An 18,813-nucleotide genomic window follows, 5' to 3' on the forward strand; every position below is an offset into this window, starting at 1 on the left:
GCCCAGATTTTATTCTGGGCTTTTTTATGAAAAGAAAAAAAATATATATCGCCTATACCGGTGGTACCATTGGTATGAAGCAATCCAGTCGCGGTTACGTTCCGGTTGCAGGATACCTAACAGATACGGTAAAAAATAACGCCGAGTTTACTCGCGATGAAATGCCGCTTTTTGATATTCATGAATATTGCCCGTTAATTGACTCGTCAGATATGTCACCGCATCACTGGCAGCTTATCGCGGATGACATTCAATCAAAATATCACGACTACGATGGTTTTGTGGTGCTCCATGGCACAGATACCATGGCCTATACTGCTTCTGCACTATCCTTCATGTTTGAGAACTTAACTAAACCTGTGATAGTGACCGGCTCTCAAATTCCGTTGTCACAACTGCGCTCTGATGGTCAAGTAAATCTGTTAAACGCGATGTATTTGGCTGCTAACTACCCTATCGCCGAAGTGAGTTTGTTTTTCAACAATAAACTTTACCGCGGTAACAGAGCAATCAAAGCTCATGCTGATGGCTTCGATGCATTCGCTTCTCCAAACCTTTCACCGCTGGCACAAGCTGGGATCAATATTCAGCTGATCGAAGGGAAGCTAAGCCCTTACGTTGAGCAAAGCTTGCAAGTCACCAAGATTTCACCTCAACCTATCGCGGTAATGCATTTGTATCCAGGGATCTCAACTGAAATCCTTAAGAACCTAATGCGTGGCGAGATGAAAGCGCTGATCTTATTAAGCTTCGGTGTTGGTAACGCGCCACAAGACGAGCATTTTTTAACTGAGCTTAAAGCAATCAGCGACCGCGGAGTGGTGATCATCAACCTCACCCAATGTATTCAAGGAAAAGTGAATATGGGCGGCTACGCGACAGGAAATGCGTTATTAAACTGTGGTGTGATCAGCGGCTACGATATGACACTAGAAGCGTGCTTAACAAAGCTACACTATTTATTTAGCCAGCAGCTAGAGCTTGAAACGATCCGCCATTTGATGCAAGACAACCTGCGCGGTGAGCTAACTCGATAGCAGTAAAGCGAAAAAGTAACACAACAAAAAAGCCGTGGTATCGTTACCACGGCTTTTAAATCAGCTCGAAATGCTCCGAGCGTCGATTATTATCTAACTTTTGCTTCGATATCGACAAGATCAGTAAGGTGACAAGTTTCACCACTGTGTGTCTTTATGCCGTGCTCACCAAAGTAATCACGCTGTGCTTGCACCAAGTGCCCGTTGCTTGGCGTGCTCAGTGTTGCAATATAAGTTTGCGTCGCAGCAAGCACTGGGAAAGACAAACCAGTCGCCACCGCTTTACCTGTAATGCTACGTAGTGCAAATGCAGGCTTCTCAAGTGAATCGATAAATTCAACACCTTCAGCAATATCGTCTAAGTAATCAGCTCGGATAATACAGCCCGCACGCCAGGTTTGTAGCGTTTTATTGAGATCCACTTTCCATTGGTGTGCACGAGACGCGCCCTTAATCAGTGCAAGACCTTGGCGGTAACATAGTAAACTGGCAAAATAGAATGCGTCTTTTAACTCGTCTAAATCAACCTCAATTGTTTGCGTTGATTTATTCGCATACGTCATTTCTTTCGCAGCTGGAGTATCAATAGTGTTGGTGAGATGGCGAGCTTGTACCGCAGCCACAAGCGAAGGTACGGCAATACCAAGCTCCAGTGCGTTTTGCGCCGTCCAAAGGCCAGTGCCCTTAGCTCCTACCTTATTGTCGATAAGGTCGACTAAAGACTCGCCCTGCTCTGTTTCCAGACTTAAAATGTGGCTAGAAATTGCAAGTAGATAACTATTTAATTTACCTTCAGACCAAGATTCAAAAATCTCAGCAACTTCTTTAGGAGAGCGACCGGTACCCAGACGAAGCAATTGATAAAGCTCCGCAATGAGCTGCATCAACGCATACTCAATACCGTTGTGCACCATTTTAACAAAGTGACCGCTGGCAGATTGCCCAACACGCGCGAAACATGATTCATTGTTGTAGCTCGCAGCAACCTTTTCGAACCAAGGCTCGATACGCTCCCAGCCACCTTCTGAACCACTTGCCATCATTGCAGGACCATGACGTGCACCTTCGGCACCGCCAGAGATCCCCATAGTGGCAAACTCAAATTTATTCTGATATTTCAATTTACGTGCAATACCATCTTTGTAATTACTGTTACCACAGTCAACGATGATATCGTCTTTCTCAACTCCAGCTTCAACCAAATCGCTACAAACTTTATCGACTAGTTCACCTGCTGGAACGAGTAATAAAATCGAGCGAGGAGTCTCTAATCTTCTGATCATATCACCGAGATCAGACACTATGTGTAAGCGCTCCGCCATACCTAACGACTGTGCGCAACTCAATAATTCCGCACCTACTTCGGGGTTCTTGTCGTAAGCGACTAAGGTCATCCCCTTCTCAATTAGATTTAGCGCGAGGTTTTTACCCATCACACCCAAACCAACTAATGCAACCTGCATTTAGTTTCCTCCTCGGTAACATCAAAACTTTATGCGTTCGTGTATGTGCATTATACCTGAGCGACCATGATTGACCAGCGAGACACACAATTCACTGAAATCATATCGGTTCCCAAAATATGACAGCTAACACAATTCACTGTATAGCAATATAGTGACAGCAGCACGAATTCACCAATTTTGTGATAAATCTCAAATAGTCCCCTAAGCTGTAAGGTAAAATATTCGAGATTGACGGCCACTGACACCGGTGTCATAATGATGACATATAGATCATATAACTTAATTCGAGTGTTAAAAAGGGTTTTGCATAATTCTTTATGCTCTAATTAGTTAAATCGTGATTTTACAATGTGGCATGTGTAAAAAAACAGCAATTTTGATTTACTTTTAACACATTCATAAGTTTTTGCTTACCTTGATAAGCTAACAGGAGAATCTGATGCTTAGACGCACAAAAATCGTCGCAACACTGGGGCCAGCGACGGATAGAGATAACAACTTAGAAAAAATCATTCGTGCCGGCACCAACGTAGTCAGACTAAACTTTTCACACGGTGTTGCTCAAGATCACAAAAATAGAGCCGAAGCCGTTCGCGAAATTGCTAAACGCTTAGGCGTAAATGTAGCGATCCTTGCAGATTTACAAGGTCCTAAAATCCGCGTTTCAACATTTAAAGAAGGCAAAGTGTTCTTAGAAGTGGGTGCAAAATTCACTCTCGATGCAAAAATGGAGCCTGGCCAAGGTCACGTTGAAGCTGTGGGTATCGACTATAAAGAATTACCGAATGACGTGAAGCAAGGCGATTTGCTGTTATTAAACGATGGACTTATTCAACTTGTTGTTGAAGAAGTACAAGGTCACTTGGTTCATACCAGTGTTAAAGTTGGCGGCGTATTGTCGAACAATAAAGGGATCAACCGTTTAGGCGGCGGCTTAACAGCACCTGCATTTACTGACAAAGACAAAGAAGACTTGATCACAGCAACAGAAATTGGTGTGGACTATATCGCGGTTTCGTTCCCTCGCAGTGGTGACGACATGCGTTACGTTAGAGGACTGGCGGAGAAAGCAGGTTCTAATGCACAATTACTTGCAAAAATCGAACGTGCAGAAGCGGTTGAAACCGTAGAAGCGATTGACGACATCGTACTGGCTTCTGATGCGGTGATGGTTGCCCGTGGTGATTTAGGTGTAGAAATTGGCGATGCCGCTCTTGTTGGTAAACAGAAGCAAATTATCAGCCGTGCTCGCTCACTAAACCGTACTGTGATCACTGCTACCCAAATGATGGAGTCAATGATTGACAACCCAATGCCAACTCGTGCTGAAGTTATGGATGTCGCAAACGCAGTGCTTGATGGCACGGATGCGGTAATGCTTTCAGCGGAAACCGCTGCTGGTGATTATCCAGAACAAACGGTCGCGGCAATGGCACGTGTGTGTTTAGGTGCTGAATCTCAACCACAGATCCATATATCTAAACATCGTTTAGACAGTCGTTTTGCTGATACCTGTGAAACTATCGCGCTGTCGGCAATGTACGCAGCAAACCATTTAGACTCAGTAAAGGCAATTGTCGCACTAACTGAATCTGGTAATACCGCAAAATTGATGTCTCGTATCAGTTCTGGATTGCCTATTTACGCACTGTCTCGCCATCAATCAACGCTTGGCCAGGCATCACTCTATCGTGGTGTATATCCGGTAAGATTTGACTCGACACAATGCTCTGATGATTCAACTGTTCGCGAAGCGCTTGACACGCTAGTTGCTGCTGGCTCATTGGAAAAAGGCGACACAGTGATCATCACACACGGTGATAAGATGGAAACTATCGGCGCCAGTAACACGCTGAAAATCGTCACAGTGTAAAAGCGTTGAACTAGGTAGCGTTGCTGCCTAGTTCATCTTTCCTTAGAATACTCTAAAGTGTACAAGCACATAAAATACACTACGTCACCGTAGGCTAAACACGGTGCAAATCACTTTAGCTCGCTATCGTATCAGCTTGCGAGTGCGGCCTTTACTTTATCACGGTAACTACGGCTGACTTTAAGCTCTTGACCATTCTCAAGTACCAATAAATATTCGCCACTGCTTTGCGTGACCAGTTTACTGATCTGCTTAGTGTTAACAATTGCAGAGCGATGTACGCGCACAAATAATGTTGGATCTAACTCTTGTTCTAGATCTTTCATTGTTTTACGTAAAATATGAGTCTGACCATCGCTACAGTGTAAGCACATATAGTCACCGGCTGCATCAATCCACTGAATTGACGATGTAGATACTCGAATGATTTCACCCTGCTCTTTTACCGCGAGCGACTCAGGGAATTTTTTATCTTCAATTGTATCTCCTGTTGCAAGTTTTTTAAGGATTTCTTCACAGTTATTACCAGTGATCCCTGCAACAAAGCTGGCTAGCTTTTTCTTATGCGCATTGTCTTGTTGTGTTTTTAAATAGCTTTGCACTTTCTCCACCGCCTGTTTTAATCTGTTGTCATCAACGGGTTTTAAGATGTAATCCAGCGCATGGATCTCAAATGCCTTTACAGCATATTGATCAAACGCAGTTACAAATACGATAGCAGGCAATGGTTTAACACTTTCACTCAACGCTCTCGCCACTTCAAAACCGTTCATGTTCGGCATTTGAATATCGAGAAAGACCAGATCTATGTCCTCAGATTTGCATAGATCGATTGCTTGTTGACCACTGCCACACAATTCTACAACTTCGATTTCAGAAAAATCTCTTAACCTTACCGCTAACCCTTTTCTCGCTAGCGGCTCGTCATCTACGATTAGTGTTCTAATTTTGCTCATTACTTCTTCGCCCTTTCATATGGAACGCGAATGTTTACCTTCAAACCAGTTGGCTCATTATCCGAGAGCACAAATGAATAATTATTTTCGTACAAGGTTTTTAAACGGTCTTTGGTATTCGCTAAACCCACTCCCTGTGCACTTTTCAGTTGCCCACCTTCCAGTTCTGCGCCAGGACCATTGTCTCCTACTTCCAAGAGTAGTTCATTGGCAAACACCTGCGCTTTTATTTCAATTTTGCCGCCATGCTCCATATGGGCAATTGCGTATTTAATGCTATTTTCAATGAGTGGTTGTAGGATCAAGCTTGGTACTAGTGCCTGTTCAGCTTCTTCTGTCACATCAAGCTCAATAGATAAGCGCTCATCAAATCGCACCTTCTCAATTTCTAAGTACAGCTTTAATGCATGTAGTTCTTGCTCAAGCGGCACCTTTTTTATTGGATCTGTGTTCAATGTATGGCGCAAGAAATCACTGAGCCTTGAGACCATTTGATTCGCATCTTTGTTTTCTTCAACCAATATAAGCGTTGAAATTGCATTAAGCGTATTGAATAGAAAATGCGGATTCAATTGATATCTCAGCATTTTCAATTGCGCTTCATGGGCCATCGTATTGGCTTTCAAAGCTTTTTGGCGCTCACTCTGTAGCAACTGATAATACTTAATACCAAAGTACAGCCCACTCCAACAGAGTATGATATAGACAGAGTCTAGTCCCTGCTGTAAGTAATAAAACCACTCATCCGGCCGATATCCGTGGCGATATATTTCCCAATGATTAAACTTCTGAACGACCGCCCATAGTGTTCCAGTCACATATGACGCCGTAAACACAACGAATATCAGCACCAACGGTGTTGCATTCCAAATTTTACGATAAAGGTATCGTAGCGGTACGGTCATCAAGCAACCTGCATAGGCATTTAATGCGATGACAAACACATAAATATCACGCATTTCAAAGACTTTTGAGCCAATATAGTTAACTAGCGCGTAGCCCAGCCAACCGGCTATTTGTAATACCCAGAAAAATCTCTGCCTGTTATCAACCAGTGATTGCCACTTCAAAATGATTATACCTCTTCTATCTTAACTGGATTATATCTCAGCATGTCGTCTCTATTCACTGCTGGTGGTCTCAGTTTTTACACACCTTGCCGCAAATAAAAAAGGCACCTTAGTGCCTTTTTTTAAAATAAATTAACCAGTTAATTTATATTCATCTATTCAAACTGTCACTCTTAAGCAAGCTTGTCAGATGCCACTTTATAAGTAGGATCTGCTTGTCCGTCTAGCTCAACGAGATCTTTAGCTTTACTTAGCAATACTTTACAGTCTTGGCTTAAGTGGCGAAGATGCAGCGTTTTACCAGCCTTTTTATAACGTTCAGCTAACGCATCTATCGCTTCAATTGCACTGTGGTCAGCAACACGGCTATGTTTAAATTCAACAATGATATCATCAGGGTCATTGTTAACATCAAACAGCTCAGCAAAGTTTTTCACCGACCCAAAAAACAGAGGTCCGTGTAATTCATATACCTTGGAGCCTTGCTCATCAATATAATTATTGGTGTAAATATGTTTCGCATGCTCCCAGGCAAATACGAGAGCCGAAACAATGACACCAACGCAAACTGCGATGGCCAAATCCGTAATCACTGTAACCCCCGACACCAAGACGATTACAAATGCATCTGATTTAGGGATCTTTCTTATTAATCTAAAACTTGACCATTCAAAAGTCCCTAATACCACCATAAACATTACACCAACTAACGCCGCAAGCGGAATCATCTCGATAAGGCTTGCCGCAAACAGAATAAATACAAGTAGTAATAATGCCGCTGTGATACCTGACAAACGACTACGTCCACCAGAATTAATATTGATCATTGATTGCCCAATCATCGCACAGCCCCCCATCGCACCAAACACACCACAAGTAACGTTAGCCGCACCTTGACCGATACATTCGCGGTTACTGTGACCACGTGTTTCGGTGATTTCGTCGATTAACGTGAGCGTTAGTAGAGATTCAATCAAACCAATCGCTGCTAGGATAAGTGCGTATGGGAAGATGATTTTAAATGTTTCAAATGTCCATGGTACTTCAGGGATATGGAAAGCAGGAAAACCACCGGCTATCGTTGCATCTACGTTACCTGACATATCTTTCAGATAATCAAGCACATTACGAGCATCTAAATCTAAGCCAATAACAATACCGGTTACCACTAAAATCGCAGCTAGACTCGAAGGCACAGCGGTTGTTAGCTTTGGTAAAAAGTGAATAATGGCCATAGTCAATGCTACCAAGCCAGCCATAATATATAGCGCCTCACCTTGCATCCACGTAAGATTACCCTGTTCGTCAAGTACTTTGAATTGTCCAAGCTGGGCGAGGAAGATAACGATAGCTAAGCCATTTACAAAACCTAGCATTACAGGATGCGGTACCATACGTATAAACTTGCCGAGCTTAAATATACCCGCGAGTATTTGTAAGAAACCCATGAGTAATACGGTTGCAAAGAGATATTCTACGCCATGCTCAACAACAAGGCTCACCATTACCACGGCAAGAGCCCCTGTTGCACCCGAGATCATACCCGGCCTACCACCAAAGATTGAAGTCACAAGACCGACAATAAATGCTGCATATAAACCGACTAATGGGTCTACTTGTGCAACAAAAGCGAAAGCCACAGCCTCAGGCACAAGTGCCAAAGCGACCGTAAGCCCAGACAGTACATCGTTTTTAGCAGAGCTAGGCGCTTTGCTGATAAGATTAAACATCAATATCCTCTGGTGTGAATTGACTATGAACACAAAGGCGGCGGATTTTAGCAAAAAGCAGCGCCTTTAACAAATAAGATACAAGCTTGTATCGCAAACTCGTTTGCAATACATAGCTCAATAAAGCGGTTTATATTGTAGTATAGAACAATGGTGAAAAGATGACGGGAAGCCCTACCCAACGAAGCAGGGCAACAAATTGTATTAAAGTGGTAAGGAAGTGCTGCGCTTAACGCAAGTCATTGTAACGTTTGAATGTACTTCTTGGACGAATTCTAAATTAAGTAAGTTATCACGAACAAATTGCTCATAGCCTTCAATGCCTTTCGAAATGATACGCAGCATAAAGTCCATGGTGCCTGCCATAGAATAGCACTCTGTCACTTCGTCATAACTTAAGATCAATTTTTCAAACTCGGCAAGGTTATTGCGGCCATGGTTTGAAAGCCTAACATGCGCATAAACTAACATATCAAATCCGAGTTTCTTCTCATCCAGCAATGCAACTTTGCCTTTGATGTAACCGTCTTGCTCTAATTTAGCGATGCGACGCCAACAAGGTGACTGAGATAGTCCCACTTTATCAGCGATTTCAGCGGTAGAAAGACTTGCGTCTTGCTGTAACAATGCCAGTATCTGGCGATCTACTTGGTTCAATGACATATCTATTCTAGTTTAGTTAGCACATCAGTCTATTAACCGATGCTGATTGTTATTCCCTGAAGCATAGCAAATTAAAAAATGCATACCACTACTATGCCACTTCCACTATATTTAACCAAATCGGCCACTCATAAAAGGATTTGTCGCCTTTTCGAAGCCAATTGAGGTATTTTCACCATGACCCGAATGCACCACGACCTCATCAGGCAAAGTAAACAGCTTATCTTGTATAGACTGTTTTAGCTGGGCTGCATCGCCTTTTGGAAAGTCAGTACGACCAACAGACCCTTTAAACAACACATCTCCTACTAAAACCTGTTTTGAGTTTGGTTCATAAAATACCACGTGCCCTGGAGTATGCCCTGGACAATGTCTGACTTCGAGAGCTAAGTTTCCCACCTTAACCTTATCACCATCATTTAACCACTTTGATGGTAAAAAAGCAGCATGATTAGGAAAACCAAACATTTGTGATTGCATTGGCAAGGCTTCCAACCAAAATTGGTCACCCTGATGAGGCCCAATAATCTCGATATTAAAATGTTCACTTAATTCTGTACTTGCCCCCACATGATCAAGGTGCGCATGGGTAAGCAAGATCATGCTTGGCACTAACCCCAGAGTGTCCAACTGCGCGATAACTTTTTCCGCTTCACCACCTGGGTCTACAATTGCAGTGGCTTGTGTTTCTGGACACACGATAACACGACAATTTTGTATAAACGGGGTAACTGGAATTGTGAACACTTGCATGGTTAGTTTGCTCCAAACGACATCAAAACAGGATATTTAAGATACGCATTATCATAAAACGGAGTTCTTGCATAAAGCCACTCCATCCTCGCTTTTGGATCGTTTGCAAATTGCTTGTCTTCACGTATTTTTTTATCGAAGGCTAGCGCCATTGCTGGATTTTGTTTTAGCATTTTTCGCGCAAAAGGTTCAAGTGCATAATTTTCAACATATTCTGTACGTTGGAAAATAGTATTGAACTCCCCCCAAGCAAAAAATGAGTCAGGCGCCTCTGGATGTAGTAAGTGAGTCACCAACTCTCCAGATTTTTGTGCCGTTGCTACTTTATACCACCCACTGAGATCGACCTTGTCTGAGAGTTCCTCAATGTCGAAAGTCGCATTCACTCTAAAGCGCCCTTCAAAAGGAGCAGTATCGAACTTGTAGTCTTTTACTGTAGCTTGGCTTACTTTTTCCACTACCGTTCCATCTGGTAGTGTAGAAACGGTTATTCCATGCAACTTTAATTTTTCGATCACTTCAGGGTATGCTGGTGGAATGTAAAACTGCTCAGGTACATTCACCGTTGTTTTTACTTCCTTCTGCCAATAAATTGGCAGCTTTTCATAGTCTTGCGGCTCGCCTAAATACTTAGCTTCCAAATGACCAGACAATGCACTTTCAAACTGCTTGTATTTGATGCCTTTAAATTGAATGTAGTCCGGCTCTTTTGCATAGCTGCGTTCGACAACCAATTGTTTCGGTGTGAATTCAGCCTCTTTTTGAACCGCTTCTCGTAATGCCTGAATATTGCTTGAAAGGCCACTGATAACGCCATCCATAAACACATAAGTGCCTAACACGCGCTGCTTATAGGGCTTCAATGAGTGATTCTCTACCAGTATGGTCGGCAGTCCCTTTAAATCTCCCCAACCATTTGAAAATCGTGGTGTTGCCACCCAACCAGCCAACCCTTTTTTAAAGTCTCGCTTATCCATCACAAATACAAGTGGACCTGGAATATGCCCTTGAGCGGCAAGCGCTGCATTAATTTGTGGCGAAATCTGATTCTCTAACACCTCAGCTATTGCTGGTGACTCACTTGCAAAAGTTGGGTTAAAACCATAAGTGACATCGTATTGGTAGTCTGCGCCATCCGTTACATGAACATCGATGTACAGATCCGGATTATATTCGTTAATCACCTGCATGACCGCCTTAACTCCTGGCGTATCCAATTTAGTGTAATCACGATTCAAATTTAAGTTATTGGCATTGGTTCTAAAGCCCATAACAGTCGGGCCGCGTTGATTTATACGGTTAAACTCGCTGCGCCTTTCATGCCCATCGACGTTGAGAATAGGGATAAAGAGTAAATTCACTTTCGTCAAAATATCACGGCGCTTACCGGTTGCAACATCGCGAAGCAACATAAACATTGCATCTTTACCGTCAATTTCTCCGGCATGAATACCAGCTTGTACTAAAATGGTTGGCTTACCATTATTAATAACATTTGACTTGTCACCGCCCTGCTCCGTTGCAACAATCATTTTAATCGCACGATTACTATTGCTAAGCCCAATCGTCTCTAGCTTAAATTGGGTCGGATTGGCAGCCACTAGGCGGTCAACGAATGCCATCGTGTCTGCATAATCAGGAGAGTTTATCGCACCGCTTAGTTCAAAATCAGTCGTTAATGGGCCCTGTTGTTGTAATAGTTGTTCACTTTTGCCCTGCCACTCTATCAAAGGTGGTAAATGACCGTTCATACCTAGCATTGCAGTAAGCATAATAATGCTGGAACTCATCATATTTCTCTATTCCTCTGCTTTTATCTGCCAATTATATCAATATTTTAGATATCGGCTTACAATGTGCGGTGATTCAACAAAAATTTGCAGTTAATCGCAGATAACCATAACTTTAGGGATCAAATGAGCGTACAAAAATCAATTTTAATCACAGGTTGTTCTAGCGGGATTGGTTATTACTGCGCTGTGCAATTGTCAAAAGCAGGATATCAAGTTATTGCTTCGGTTAGAAATGCAAAAGACTTGAATAAATTTGAAGGCACAGACATTCAATGTATTTTGCTCGACTTAGCGTGCGAGCAAAGTATAAATGATGGCTTTAACCAAGCTTTGACAATCGCAAATGGTCAGCTAGACGCGGTATTCAATAATGGTGCCTACGGCCAACCTGGTGCGGTAGAAGACTTGCCTACAGAGGTGTTACGGCAACAATTTGAAGTTAACTTTTTTGGTTGGCATACGCTCACCTGTCTCGCAGTTGAGCAAATGCGTAAGCAAGGCGCGGGCCGCATTATTCATAACTCTTCCGTACTTGGATTAGTCGCTCTGCCATATCGTGGCGCTTATAACGCGAGTAAATTTGCACTTGAAGGACTTACCGACACCCTACGTATGGAGCTTTCAGGCAGCAATATTCAAGTTAGCCTTATAGAGCCAGGTCCGATCGTGTCTAAATTTAGAGAGAACGCGAAACACGCCTTTTTAGCGAATATCGATCACGAAAATAGTGTACATCACAAAGCATATCAGGCGCAGCTTAACCGCTTGGGCTCAGAAGAAGCACCGCAAAAATTTACCTTAGGACCAGAAGCTGTTTATAAAGCGCTGCAACACGCACTGAATGCGAAGACTGCAAAGCCGAGATATTACGTTACGTTTCCGACCTATTTGATGGGATACTTAAAACGAATATTGAGCAGTAAGATGCTGGATAAAATCTTAATAAAAAACCGCTAACGCTTGCGTTGATAACGAATATCAAACTAAAAAAGGAGCCTAAGGCTCCTTTTCAATACCAGGTTTAGTCCTAAGACTAATTCTAGTTCTGCTTATTAAGCAGCTAGACCATCTTTTGCTTTAGCAACTAGTGCTGCGAAAGCTACTTGGTCGTATACTGCGATATCAGCTAGGATCTTACGATCGATTTCAATCGATGACTTTTTAAGGCCATTGATGAAACGGCTGTAAGAAAGACCATTTTGACGTGCAGCTGCGTTGATACGAGCAATCCATAGTTGACGGAAAGTACGTTTCTTAGCACGACGGTCACGGTAAGCATATTGACCAGCTTTAGTTACCGCTTGGAAAGCTACGCGGTAAACGCGTGAACGCGCTCCATAGTAACCTTTAGCTTGCTTTAATACTTTTTTGTGACGTGCACGTGCAACTACGCCGCGTTTAACTCTTGCCATTTCTGATATCCTCTATTAAGCGAATGGTAACATACGATCGATTAGGCCTAGGTCATTCTTATGAACCATAGACTTAGCACGAAGGTGTAATTTACGCTTTGAAGATTTCTTAGTCAGAATGTGACGAAGATGCGACTGTTTACGCTTGTAACCGCCAGAAGCAGTCTTTTTGAAGCGCTTAGCAGCACCTCTGTGTGATTTTAGCTTATAAGCCATTTGCAATAACTCCGAATGATATTGCTTTAACACAATGTAAGTAGGCGGAGATAAACTCACTTGTAGGCCTAGCTTACTACCTAAAACCGGTGAAGGATCAATACCTTACTTTAAAACCGGATAACGCAGGTGGCGTTAGCACTTGAGACCTGCGTTAAATTCGATGCGTATTATGCCGAGATTAAGACTTTTTAGCAATAGGCGCCATCATCATTATCATCTGACGACCTTCTACTTTTTTCGGGAAAGACTCAACTGATGCGATATCTTCCAATTCAGTCTTGATACGTTCTAGTAGATCAATACCAATCTCTTGGTGCGCCATTTCACGACCACGGAAGCGAATTGTGACTTTAGCTTTGTCGCCACCCTCAAGAAACTTGCGAAGGCTACGTAGCTTGACTTGGTAATCACCAACATCTGTACCAGGACGGAATTTAACTTCCTTAACCTGAATTTGCTTTTGCTTTTTCTTTTGTTCTTTTTGGATTTTTGCTTTTTCAAAAAGGAACTTACCGTAGTCCATCACTTTACAAACCGGTGGCTCAGCATTTGGACTGATCTCAACCAGATCTAGACCTGCTTCGTCCGCCATGTTTTGTGCGTCTCTTGTTGAGACAATGCCAGCTTGCTCGCCTTCAGCGTCAATTAAGCGAACCTCTTTCGCTGTAATCTCTTCGTTAATACGATTTTTCTGAGCGTTATTTTGCCCTTTTTTGCCGCCTCTAATGGTACGTTCCTCCAAAAAATTCAAAAGTAAATGCGTGCACCAGAAAAAGTAAAGTACACGCAAGTTTATATTTATAGTCGATTTTTAATCTCTTCGCTAACTTTAACGATGAAATCATCAATCGATAATTTACCTAAATCTTCACCAGTACGGGTTCTTACTGCAACTTCTTGTTGCTCGACTTCTTTGTCACCCACCACGAGTAAATAAGGTATACGTTTTAAAGTATGCTCGCGGATTTTAAAACCAATCTTCTCATTTCTCAAGTCGGCACAAGCTCTTATTCCAAGTTTATTCAACTTTTGTACAACTTCGTGGACATAATCCGCTTGTTTATCCGTGATATTCATGATCACAACTTGTTTCGGCGCAAGCCAAGTTGGGAACTGACCAGCATATTCTTCCGTTAGAATTCCAATAAAGCGCTCTAGTGAACCCAGAATTGCGCGGTGGATCATAACTGGTGTTTTACGCTCGTTACTTTCCGCAACATAAGTTGCACCTAAACGACCTGGTAGTGCGAAGTCTAATTGCACTGTACCACATTGCCACGCACGCTCTAAACAATCATACAGCGTGAATTCGATCTTAGGACCATAAAACGCCCCTTCACCCGGCAGATATTCAAACTCGATGTTGTTAACTTTTAACGCTTCAGCCAGTGCAGCTTCCGCTTTGTCCCACATTTCGTCTTCACCAATGCGCTTTTCTGGACGAGTCGAAAGTTTTACAACAATCTTTTCAAAGCCAAATGTCGAGTAAGTGTCATATACCATTTTGATACAGGCAGATACTTCATCCATGATTTGCTCTTCTGTACAGAAGATATGCGCATCATCTTGAGTAAAGCCACGAACGCGCATCAAGCCATGTAGTGCGCCTGATGGTTCATTACGGTGACAACAACCAAACTCAGCCATACGTAATGGTAAATCACGGTATGACTTTAAACCTTGGTTAAAGATCTGCACGTGACCTGGGCAGTTCATCGGCTTAATAGCATACTCACGTTTCTCTGACTCAGTCGTGAACATAGCATCTGAGTATTTGTCCCAGTGACCTGATTTTTCCCACAAGCCACGGTCCATCATCAACGGACCTTTTACTTCTTCGTACTGATATTCGCGTAGTTTTTCACGAACAAAATCTTCAAGCTCACGATAAATGCTCCAGCCATCATTATGCCAGAATACCATGCCTGGCGCTTCTTCCTGCCAATGCCACAAGTCGAGTGCTTTACCAATTTTACGGTGATCACGCTTTTCAGCTTCTTCTAAACGCTTAAGATACGCCTTTAGCTGCTTTTTGTCAGCCCAAGCTGTACCGTAGATACGCTGTAACATCTTGTTTTCTGAGTTGCCGCGCCAGTATGCGCCCGCCACTTTCATAATCTTGAAGTGGTGACAAAACTTCATATTTGGTACGTGCGGACCACGACACATATCAACATATTCTTCGTGGTGATATAAACCTGGGCGGTCATCTTTCGAGATATTCTCGTCTAGGATTTCCATCTTATAGGTTTCACCGCGTGCTGCAAATGCATCGCGCGCTTCTTGCCAGCTCACCTTTTTCTTTACTACGTCGTAGTCGGTTTTTGCCAACTCCAACATGCGTTTTTCAATCGCTCCAAGGTCTTCTTGAGTAAGCGAATGCTCTAGGTCAACATCGTAATAGAAACCGTTGTCGATGGTAGGACCAATCGCCATCTTAGCTTCTGGGAACAATTGTTTTACAGCGTGACCAATCAAGTGCGCACACGAGTGACGAATAATCTCAAGACCGTCGTCGTCTTTTGCGGTGATGATTTCAAGCGCTGAGTCATTTTCGATGAGGTCACAAGCATCAACACGAACGCCATTTACACGGCCAGCAATCGTTGCTTTCGCAAGGCCGGGACCGATGTCTTGAGCGACTTCTAGAGTAGTGACAGGGTTTTCAAAAATACGCTGACTGCCGTCAGGGAGAGTAATAACTGGCATGATAAATCCTATTTACAGTGGTGACACCTACAATGCATCACATGTATTTAATTAATTTTAAAGTGTGCCTATCAACGCTTTTACGAATAAGCATTGTCTTGCGCGAATTATCGCGGCTCATCCGAGGACTTTCGAATAAGAATCACTATTCTCGCGTGTTACTTGGCTAAGTGCAAGCCTAGAGCTAAAATTAATCTATTAATTTACAAAAACTATTTTGGGATTATTCGTGGCCAAAAAGCGATATCGGTTTGCAACCTTTAATCTACTAAATTTTGCAGCGCCGCCTTATTCTTTTTATCAACTTCATGAGCACTATAATGAAACACAGTGGCAAACCAAAACTCAGTTTATTACGGGACTCATTCAGCATATAAACCCCGATGTCATTGTGTTTCAAGAAGTCTTTTCACCTGATAGCTTACAGATGCTGTGCGAAGACTTAGGTCTTGTTCACTTTGCCACAGTCGATGCGCCAAGTCCTGATCACGTATACCCATCGGTACTGTTTAAACCGGTAGTCGCTATCGCATCAAAACTACCATTTAAATCTTTTGCGCCGTTAGAGCCCTGCCCCGAATTACTCGAATACCTTAATAATCAACATCAGTTTAAATTCAATCGCACCCCGATAAAATGTAAGTTCGACATTCCAGGCTTTGGGTTACTCGCGTGTTATGCCGTGCACTTTAAGTCTCAACGCGTACATTCAATGGCCCACATGCTGGGAGATTCCAATCAAGATGACCCGCTACTTACATTGCTTCACGAAACCGTCGGTACGATGCAGTCGCAGATATCACGTTCGCTCGAAGCTTCCATCATTTATTACGATGCATTAAAAACACAAAGGGAGAAACAGGCTGCAACGTTGGTGATGGGCGACTTCAATGATGCATTAGACAGCCCCGCATTATCTTTTATGACGCAAGCCTTTCCACCCGTCCTTGCTAGTAATGGCTTTGATAGTGTCGGGTTGTTTGACAGTTTTCTTTACGCCGACAACAACCACAAAGAAAAACCAGCCAGTCATTACTATCAAGGTGAAGGTAACGTACTTGATTACATTCTTTGTTCAAAAGAGTTCAATCCCAACCGAGAAACGCCCAGGGTGAAGTCGTTACATTACTACAGTTACGATGCTCACCTTGATCCGAAGCGTATGGACGAAGATATTTGCTATTCTGACCATGCAGCGATAGCAATAGAAATAACACTGTGAGATAATTCAATTTTTGCATAATCTGGACACGAAAATGAGAACACTTGGGGTTGAAATTTCAGGCAGCGAAGCTCTGCTTTGTATGCTAACGAAAGAAGATGATGTTTTTGATATTAGAGACATTCGTCAGCGCCGCTTTACGTTAAGTAACCAAGGGACAGAACTTGATGAAATGCGCAAGTTCCAATTCGACTTTGCAAAACTAGTAGAAGATTACGGCGTAGATTCTATCGCCATTCGTCAGCGCCCACACAAAGGTAAATTCGCAGGTAGTGCGGCTGGTTTTAAAATGGAAGCTGCAATCCAGTTAATTTCAGGCGTGGACGTGCAGTTACTTTCTGGCACTGAAGTTAAAGAGCAATTAAAAAGAAACCCAATTCCTGTTGACTATGAAGACACTGGGTTGAAAAAGTTTCAAGAGCAAGCTTTCATCAATGCCTATGTTTATATTCTTCGTAAAACATACGGCAAAGAAGAATAATCATATCAAGGGCCAGCAGTTACTTAGCTACTGGCCTTTTTATTTGCTTCCACACTTCTCTCCCCTGTAAATAATTCAAATATTAAATACTTGCAAAAAATTTGCTTTTATTTGATTCAGCCCTCTGCGCTTTTATGCTATTAATATAACCGTAATAAACCGCAAGGAGTGGATTTAGGTGTTACCTCAACAATATGGAAAAGCCGTTATTTTTAGCGCATGTTCGCTGATATCCGTAACAGCATTAGCAAATTCAAGCGCTAACCCTGCTTCTTTAATCTTTGGTGTTAACTCAGATAAACGTGTGTTTGAAAACACACGGTCACTCGAAAGCCAAATTCCAGTCAAAGGGCATTTAGATAGCAGCTCAGCAAACATTCAATATGCAGCAACCTATCATTCTATCGTCGGCAATTATTTTGAAGCAGAAAAACTCACCTCTGGGGTGATCAATCCAGATATGTTGCTAAACGATTATCGGCTAGTTCCTGCGCTAGAAATCATAGAGCAAAAGGCAACTGAAACGCATATTACTATGGTAAACGAAGCGTATCATAATGCTAAACACCGAGCCCTAACGATTGCCCTATTGAAGCCTTTATATGAACAAGGCTATCGCTATCTTGCATTAGAAGCACTCACCCCGCAGGTAAGCGTTGAGCAGCAAATAAATAAACATGGCTTTACAACATACGAACATGGGATCTACACCATGGAAGCGACTTACGCTAGCTTGATATTTGAAGCCAAATCACTTGGCTACGAGATTATTAGTTACGATCACGACTCACAACAAGGTAGAGCCAAAGCCGCGGCTGAACACTTAAAAGAAAAAGTATTTGATAACAATCGTGATGCAAAATTACTCGTTCACCTCGGATTTTCTCAACTAGATGAGCAAAACCAACTGGCGAGTGAACTCAAACAAACATTGACAATTAATCCGCTCACCGTTGATCAGGTTCGCTTATCTGAGGTTCAATCAGTGAGTGGCAATACTCCTTTGCTGCTCGCACGAGTAGCAAGCCAATCTCAGCACTACTCTTCAGATCCGCAACGATTTGATCTTTCTGTAACTTGGCCCAAAACCACGAAAATCAATAATAGGCCAAGCTGGCTTTCCTCAACGTTTGATCTACAAAAACAGTCTCTCGGTGTATGTAAAAAGGTTTTTCCATGCTATTTAGAGCTGTCATTTTTTGTCGATGACGGTAATAAGCTCGTCCCAATCGACAAAATTACAGTAGAAAAACCACATGATCAGGTCTATTTAAAGCACTATTCTACGCCACTGACTTTGAGTAGCTATGATGCTGTCACTGGTGAGCTCATTACACAAAAACTACTCAACCAAAAACAACTATAATCATTAGTGCAAATTGAGCACCAATCTGTGACTCGCGCATTTCATACTATCAAGGTAGACTAG

The 18,813-nt window shown here is 42.5% G+C and carries 17 protein-coding genes; 6 read left to right on the plus strand and 11 right to left on the minus strand.

What is annotated here, in order from left to right:
* Window positions 1–26: 26 nt before the first annotated feature.
* Window positions 27–1,037 carry an asparaginase gene (ansA, locus tag MHN30_RS21745; protein ID WP_010376991.1) on the plus strand — a complete coding sequence of 337 codons (1,011 nt, stop codon included), beginning with the start codon at window positions 27–29 and terminating at the stop codon, window positions 1,035–1,037.
* Between the two features lie 89 nt (window positions 1,038–1,126).
* Here ansA and gndA read toward each other — a convergent pair whose 3' ends face one another.
* The gene (gene gndA, locus MHN30_RS21750; RefSeq protein WP_239361115.1) at window positions 1,127–2,500 is read right to left on the minus strand and encodes an NADP-dependent phosphogluconate dehydrogenase; all 1,374 of its coding nucleotides are present in this window, start codon (window positions 2,498–2,500) and stop codon (window positions 1,127–1,129) included.
* Window positions 2,501–2,942: 442 nt separating this feature from the next.
* Here gndA and pyk point away from each other — a divergent pair, with 442 nt between their 5' ends.
* Window positions 2,943–4,376, plus strand: a complete 1,434-nt coding sequence (pyk, locus tag MHN30_RS21755; protein WP_039495777.1) for a pyruvate kinase — start codon at window positions 2,943–2,945, stop codon at window positions 4,374–4,376.
* 131 nt (window positions 4,377–4,507) lie between these two features.
* On the opposite strand, the gene MHN30_RS21760 is transcribed toward pyk, so the two are convergent.
* The 6 genes from MHN30_RS21760 to MHN30_RS21785 form a co-directional block, all read right to left on the minus strand.
* Window positions 4,508–5,332 carry a LytTR family DNA-binding domain-containing protein gene (locus MHN30_RS21760; RefSeq protein ID WP_010376983.1) on the minus strand — a complete coding sequence of 275 codons (825 nt, stop codon included), beginning with the start codon at window positions 5,330–5,332 and terminating at the stop codon, window positions 4,508–4,510.
* Complete coding sequence (locus MHN30_RS21765; protein WP_010376981.1) at window positions 5,332–6,402, minus strand: histidine kinase; 1,071 nt, start codon at window positions 6,400–6,402, stop codon at window positions 5,332–5,334. The genes MHN30_RS21760 and MHN30_RS21765 overlap by 1 nt, the downstream gene beginning before the upstream one ends.
* A 173-nt stretch (window positions 6,403–6,575) precedes the next feature.
* Window positions 6,576–8,132: a SulP family inorganic anion transporter gene (locus MHN30_RS21770; protein ID WP_222243329.1), complete on the minus strand. Its 1,557-nt coding sequence runs from the start codon at window positions 8,130–8,132 to the stop codon at window positions 6,576–6,578.
* Between the two features lie 204 nt (window positions 8,133–8,336).
* Window positions 8,337–8,795 carry an Lrp/AsnC family transcriptional regulator gene (locus tag MHN30_RS21775; protein WP_010376979.1) on the minus strand — a complete coding sequence of 153 codons (459 nt, stop codon included), beginning with the start codon at window positions 8,793–8,795 and terminating at the stop codon, window positions 8,337–8,339.
* A 111-nt stretch (window positions 8,796–8,906) separates the two neighbouring features.
* Window positions 8,907–9,548, minus strand: a complete 642-nt coding sequence (locus tag MHN30_RS21780; protein WP_130126252.1) for an MBL fold metallo-hydrolase — start codon at window positions 9,546–9,548, stop codon at window positions 8,907–8,909.
* Window positions 9,549–9,550: 2 nt separating this feature from the next.
* Window positions 9,551–11,338: a M14 family metallopeptidase gene (locus tag MHN30_RS21785; protein WP_239361139.1), complete on the minus strand. Its 1,788-nt coding sequence runs from the start codon at window positions 11,336–11,338 to the stop codon at window positions 9,551–9,553.
* 126 nt (window positions 11,339–11,464) lie between these two features.
* Between MHN30_RS21785 and MHN30_RS21790 the strand changes: the two genes are divergently transcribed.
* Complete coding sequence (locus tag MHN30_RS21790) at window positions 11,465–12,298, plus strand: SDR family oxidoreductase (protein WP_239361116.1); 834 nt, start codon at window positions 11,465–11,467, stop codon at window positions 12,296–12,298.
* Between the two features lie 95 nt (window positions 12,299–12,393).
* Here MHN30_RS21790 and rplT read toward each other — a convergent pair whose 3' ends face one another.
* The 4 genes from rplT to thrS all read right to left on the minus strand — a co-directional run bounded on the left by rplT (window position 12,394) and on the right by thrS (window position 15,681).
* The gene (rplT, locus tag MHN30_RS21795; RefSeq protein WP_010376973.1) at window positions 12,394–12,753 is read right to left on the minus strand and encodes a 50S ribosomal protein L20; all 360 of its coding nucleotides are present in this window, start codon (window positions 12,751–12,753) and stop codon (window positions 12,394–12,396) included.
* A 15-nt stretch (window positions 12,754–12,768) separates the two neighbouring features.
* A complete protein-coding gene (gene rpmI / locus MHN30_RS21800) occupies window positions 12,769–12,969 on the minus strand; it encodes a 50S ribosomal protein L35 (protein ID WP_010604868.1) in 201 nt (66 codons plus the stop codon).
* A 181-nt stretch (window positions 12,970–13,150) separates the two neighbouring features.
* Window positions 13,151–13,714 carry a translation initiation factor IF-3 gene (gene infC, locus MHN30_RS21805; RefSeq protein ID WP_017217300.1) on the minus strand — a complete coding sequence of 188 codons (564 nt, stop codon included), beginning with the start codon at window positions 13,712–13,714 and terminating at the stop codon, window positions 13,151–13,153.
* Window positions 13,715–13,770: 56 nt separating this feature from the next.
* A complete protein-coding gene (gene thrS / locus MHN30_RS21810; protein WP_239361117.1) occupies window positions 13,771–15,681 on the minus strand; it encodes a threonine--tRNA ligase in 1,911 nt (636 codons plus the stop codon).
* A 229-nt stretch (window positions 15,682–15,910) separates the two neighbouring features.
* Between thrS and MHN30_RS21815 the strand changes: the two genes are divergently transcribed.
* The 3 genes from MHN30_RS21815 to MHN30_RS21825 all read left to right on the plus strand — a co-directional run bounded on the left by MHN30_RS21815 (window position 15,911) and on the right by MHN30_RS21825 (window position 18,750).
* Entirely contained in the window at window positions 15,911–16,903 is a 993-nt protein-coding gene (locus MHN30_RS21815) for an endonuclease/exonuclease/phosphatase family protein (protein ID WP_010604870.1), read from the plus strand.
* A 34-nt stretch (window positions 16,904–16,937) separates the two neighbouring features.
* Window positions 16,938–17,384 (plus strand): DUF3010 family protein, encoded by a 447-nt coding sequence (locus MHN30_RS21820; protein WP_010604871.1) that lies wholly within the window; start codon window positions 16,938–16,940, stop codon window positions 17,382–17,384.
* Window positions 17,385–17,562: 178 nt separating this feature from the next.
* Entirely contained in the window at window positions 17,563–18,750 is a 1,188-nt protein-coding gene (locus MHN30_RS21825) for a hypothetical protein (protein WP_239361119.1), read from the plus strand.
* Window positions 18,751–18,813 lie beyond the last annotated feature (63 nt).

Source organism: Pseudoalteromonas sp. OF7H-1, from assembly GCF_022347825.1.
In the GTDB taxonomy this organism is placed as follows: Bacteria; Pseudomonadota; Gammaproteobacteria; order Enterobacterales; family Alteromonadaceae; genus Pseudoalteromonas; species Pseudoalteromonas maricaloris.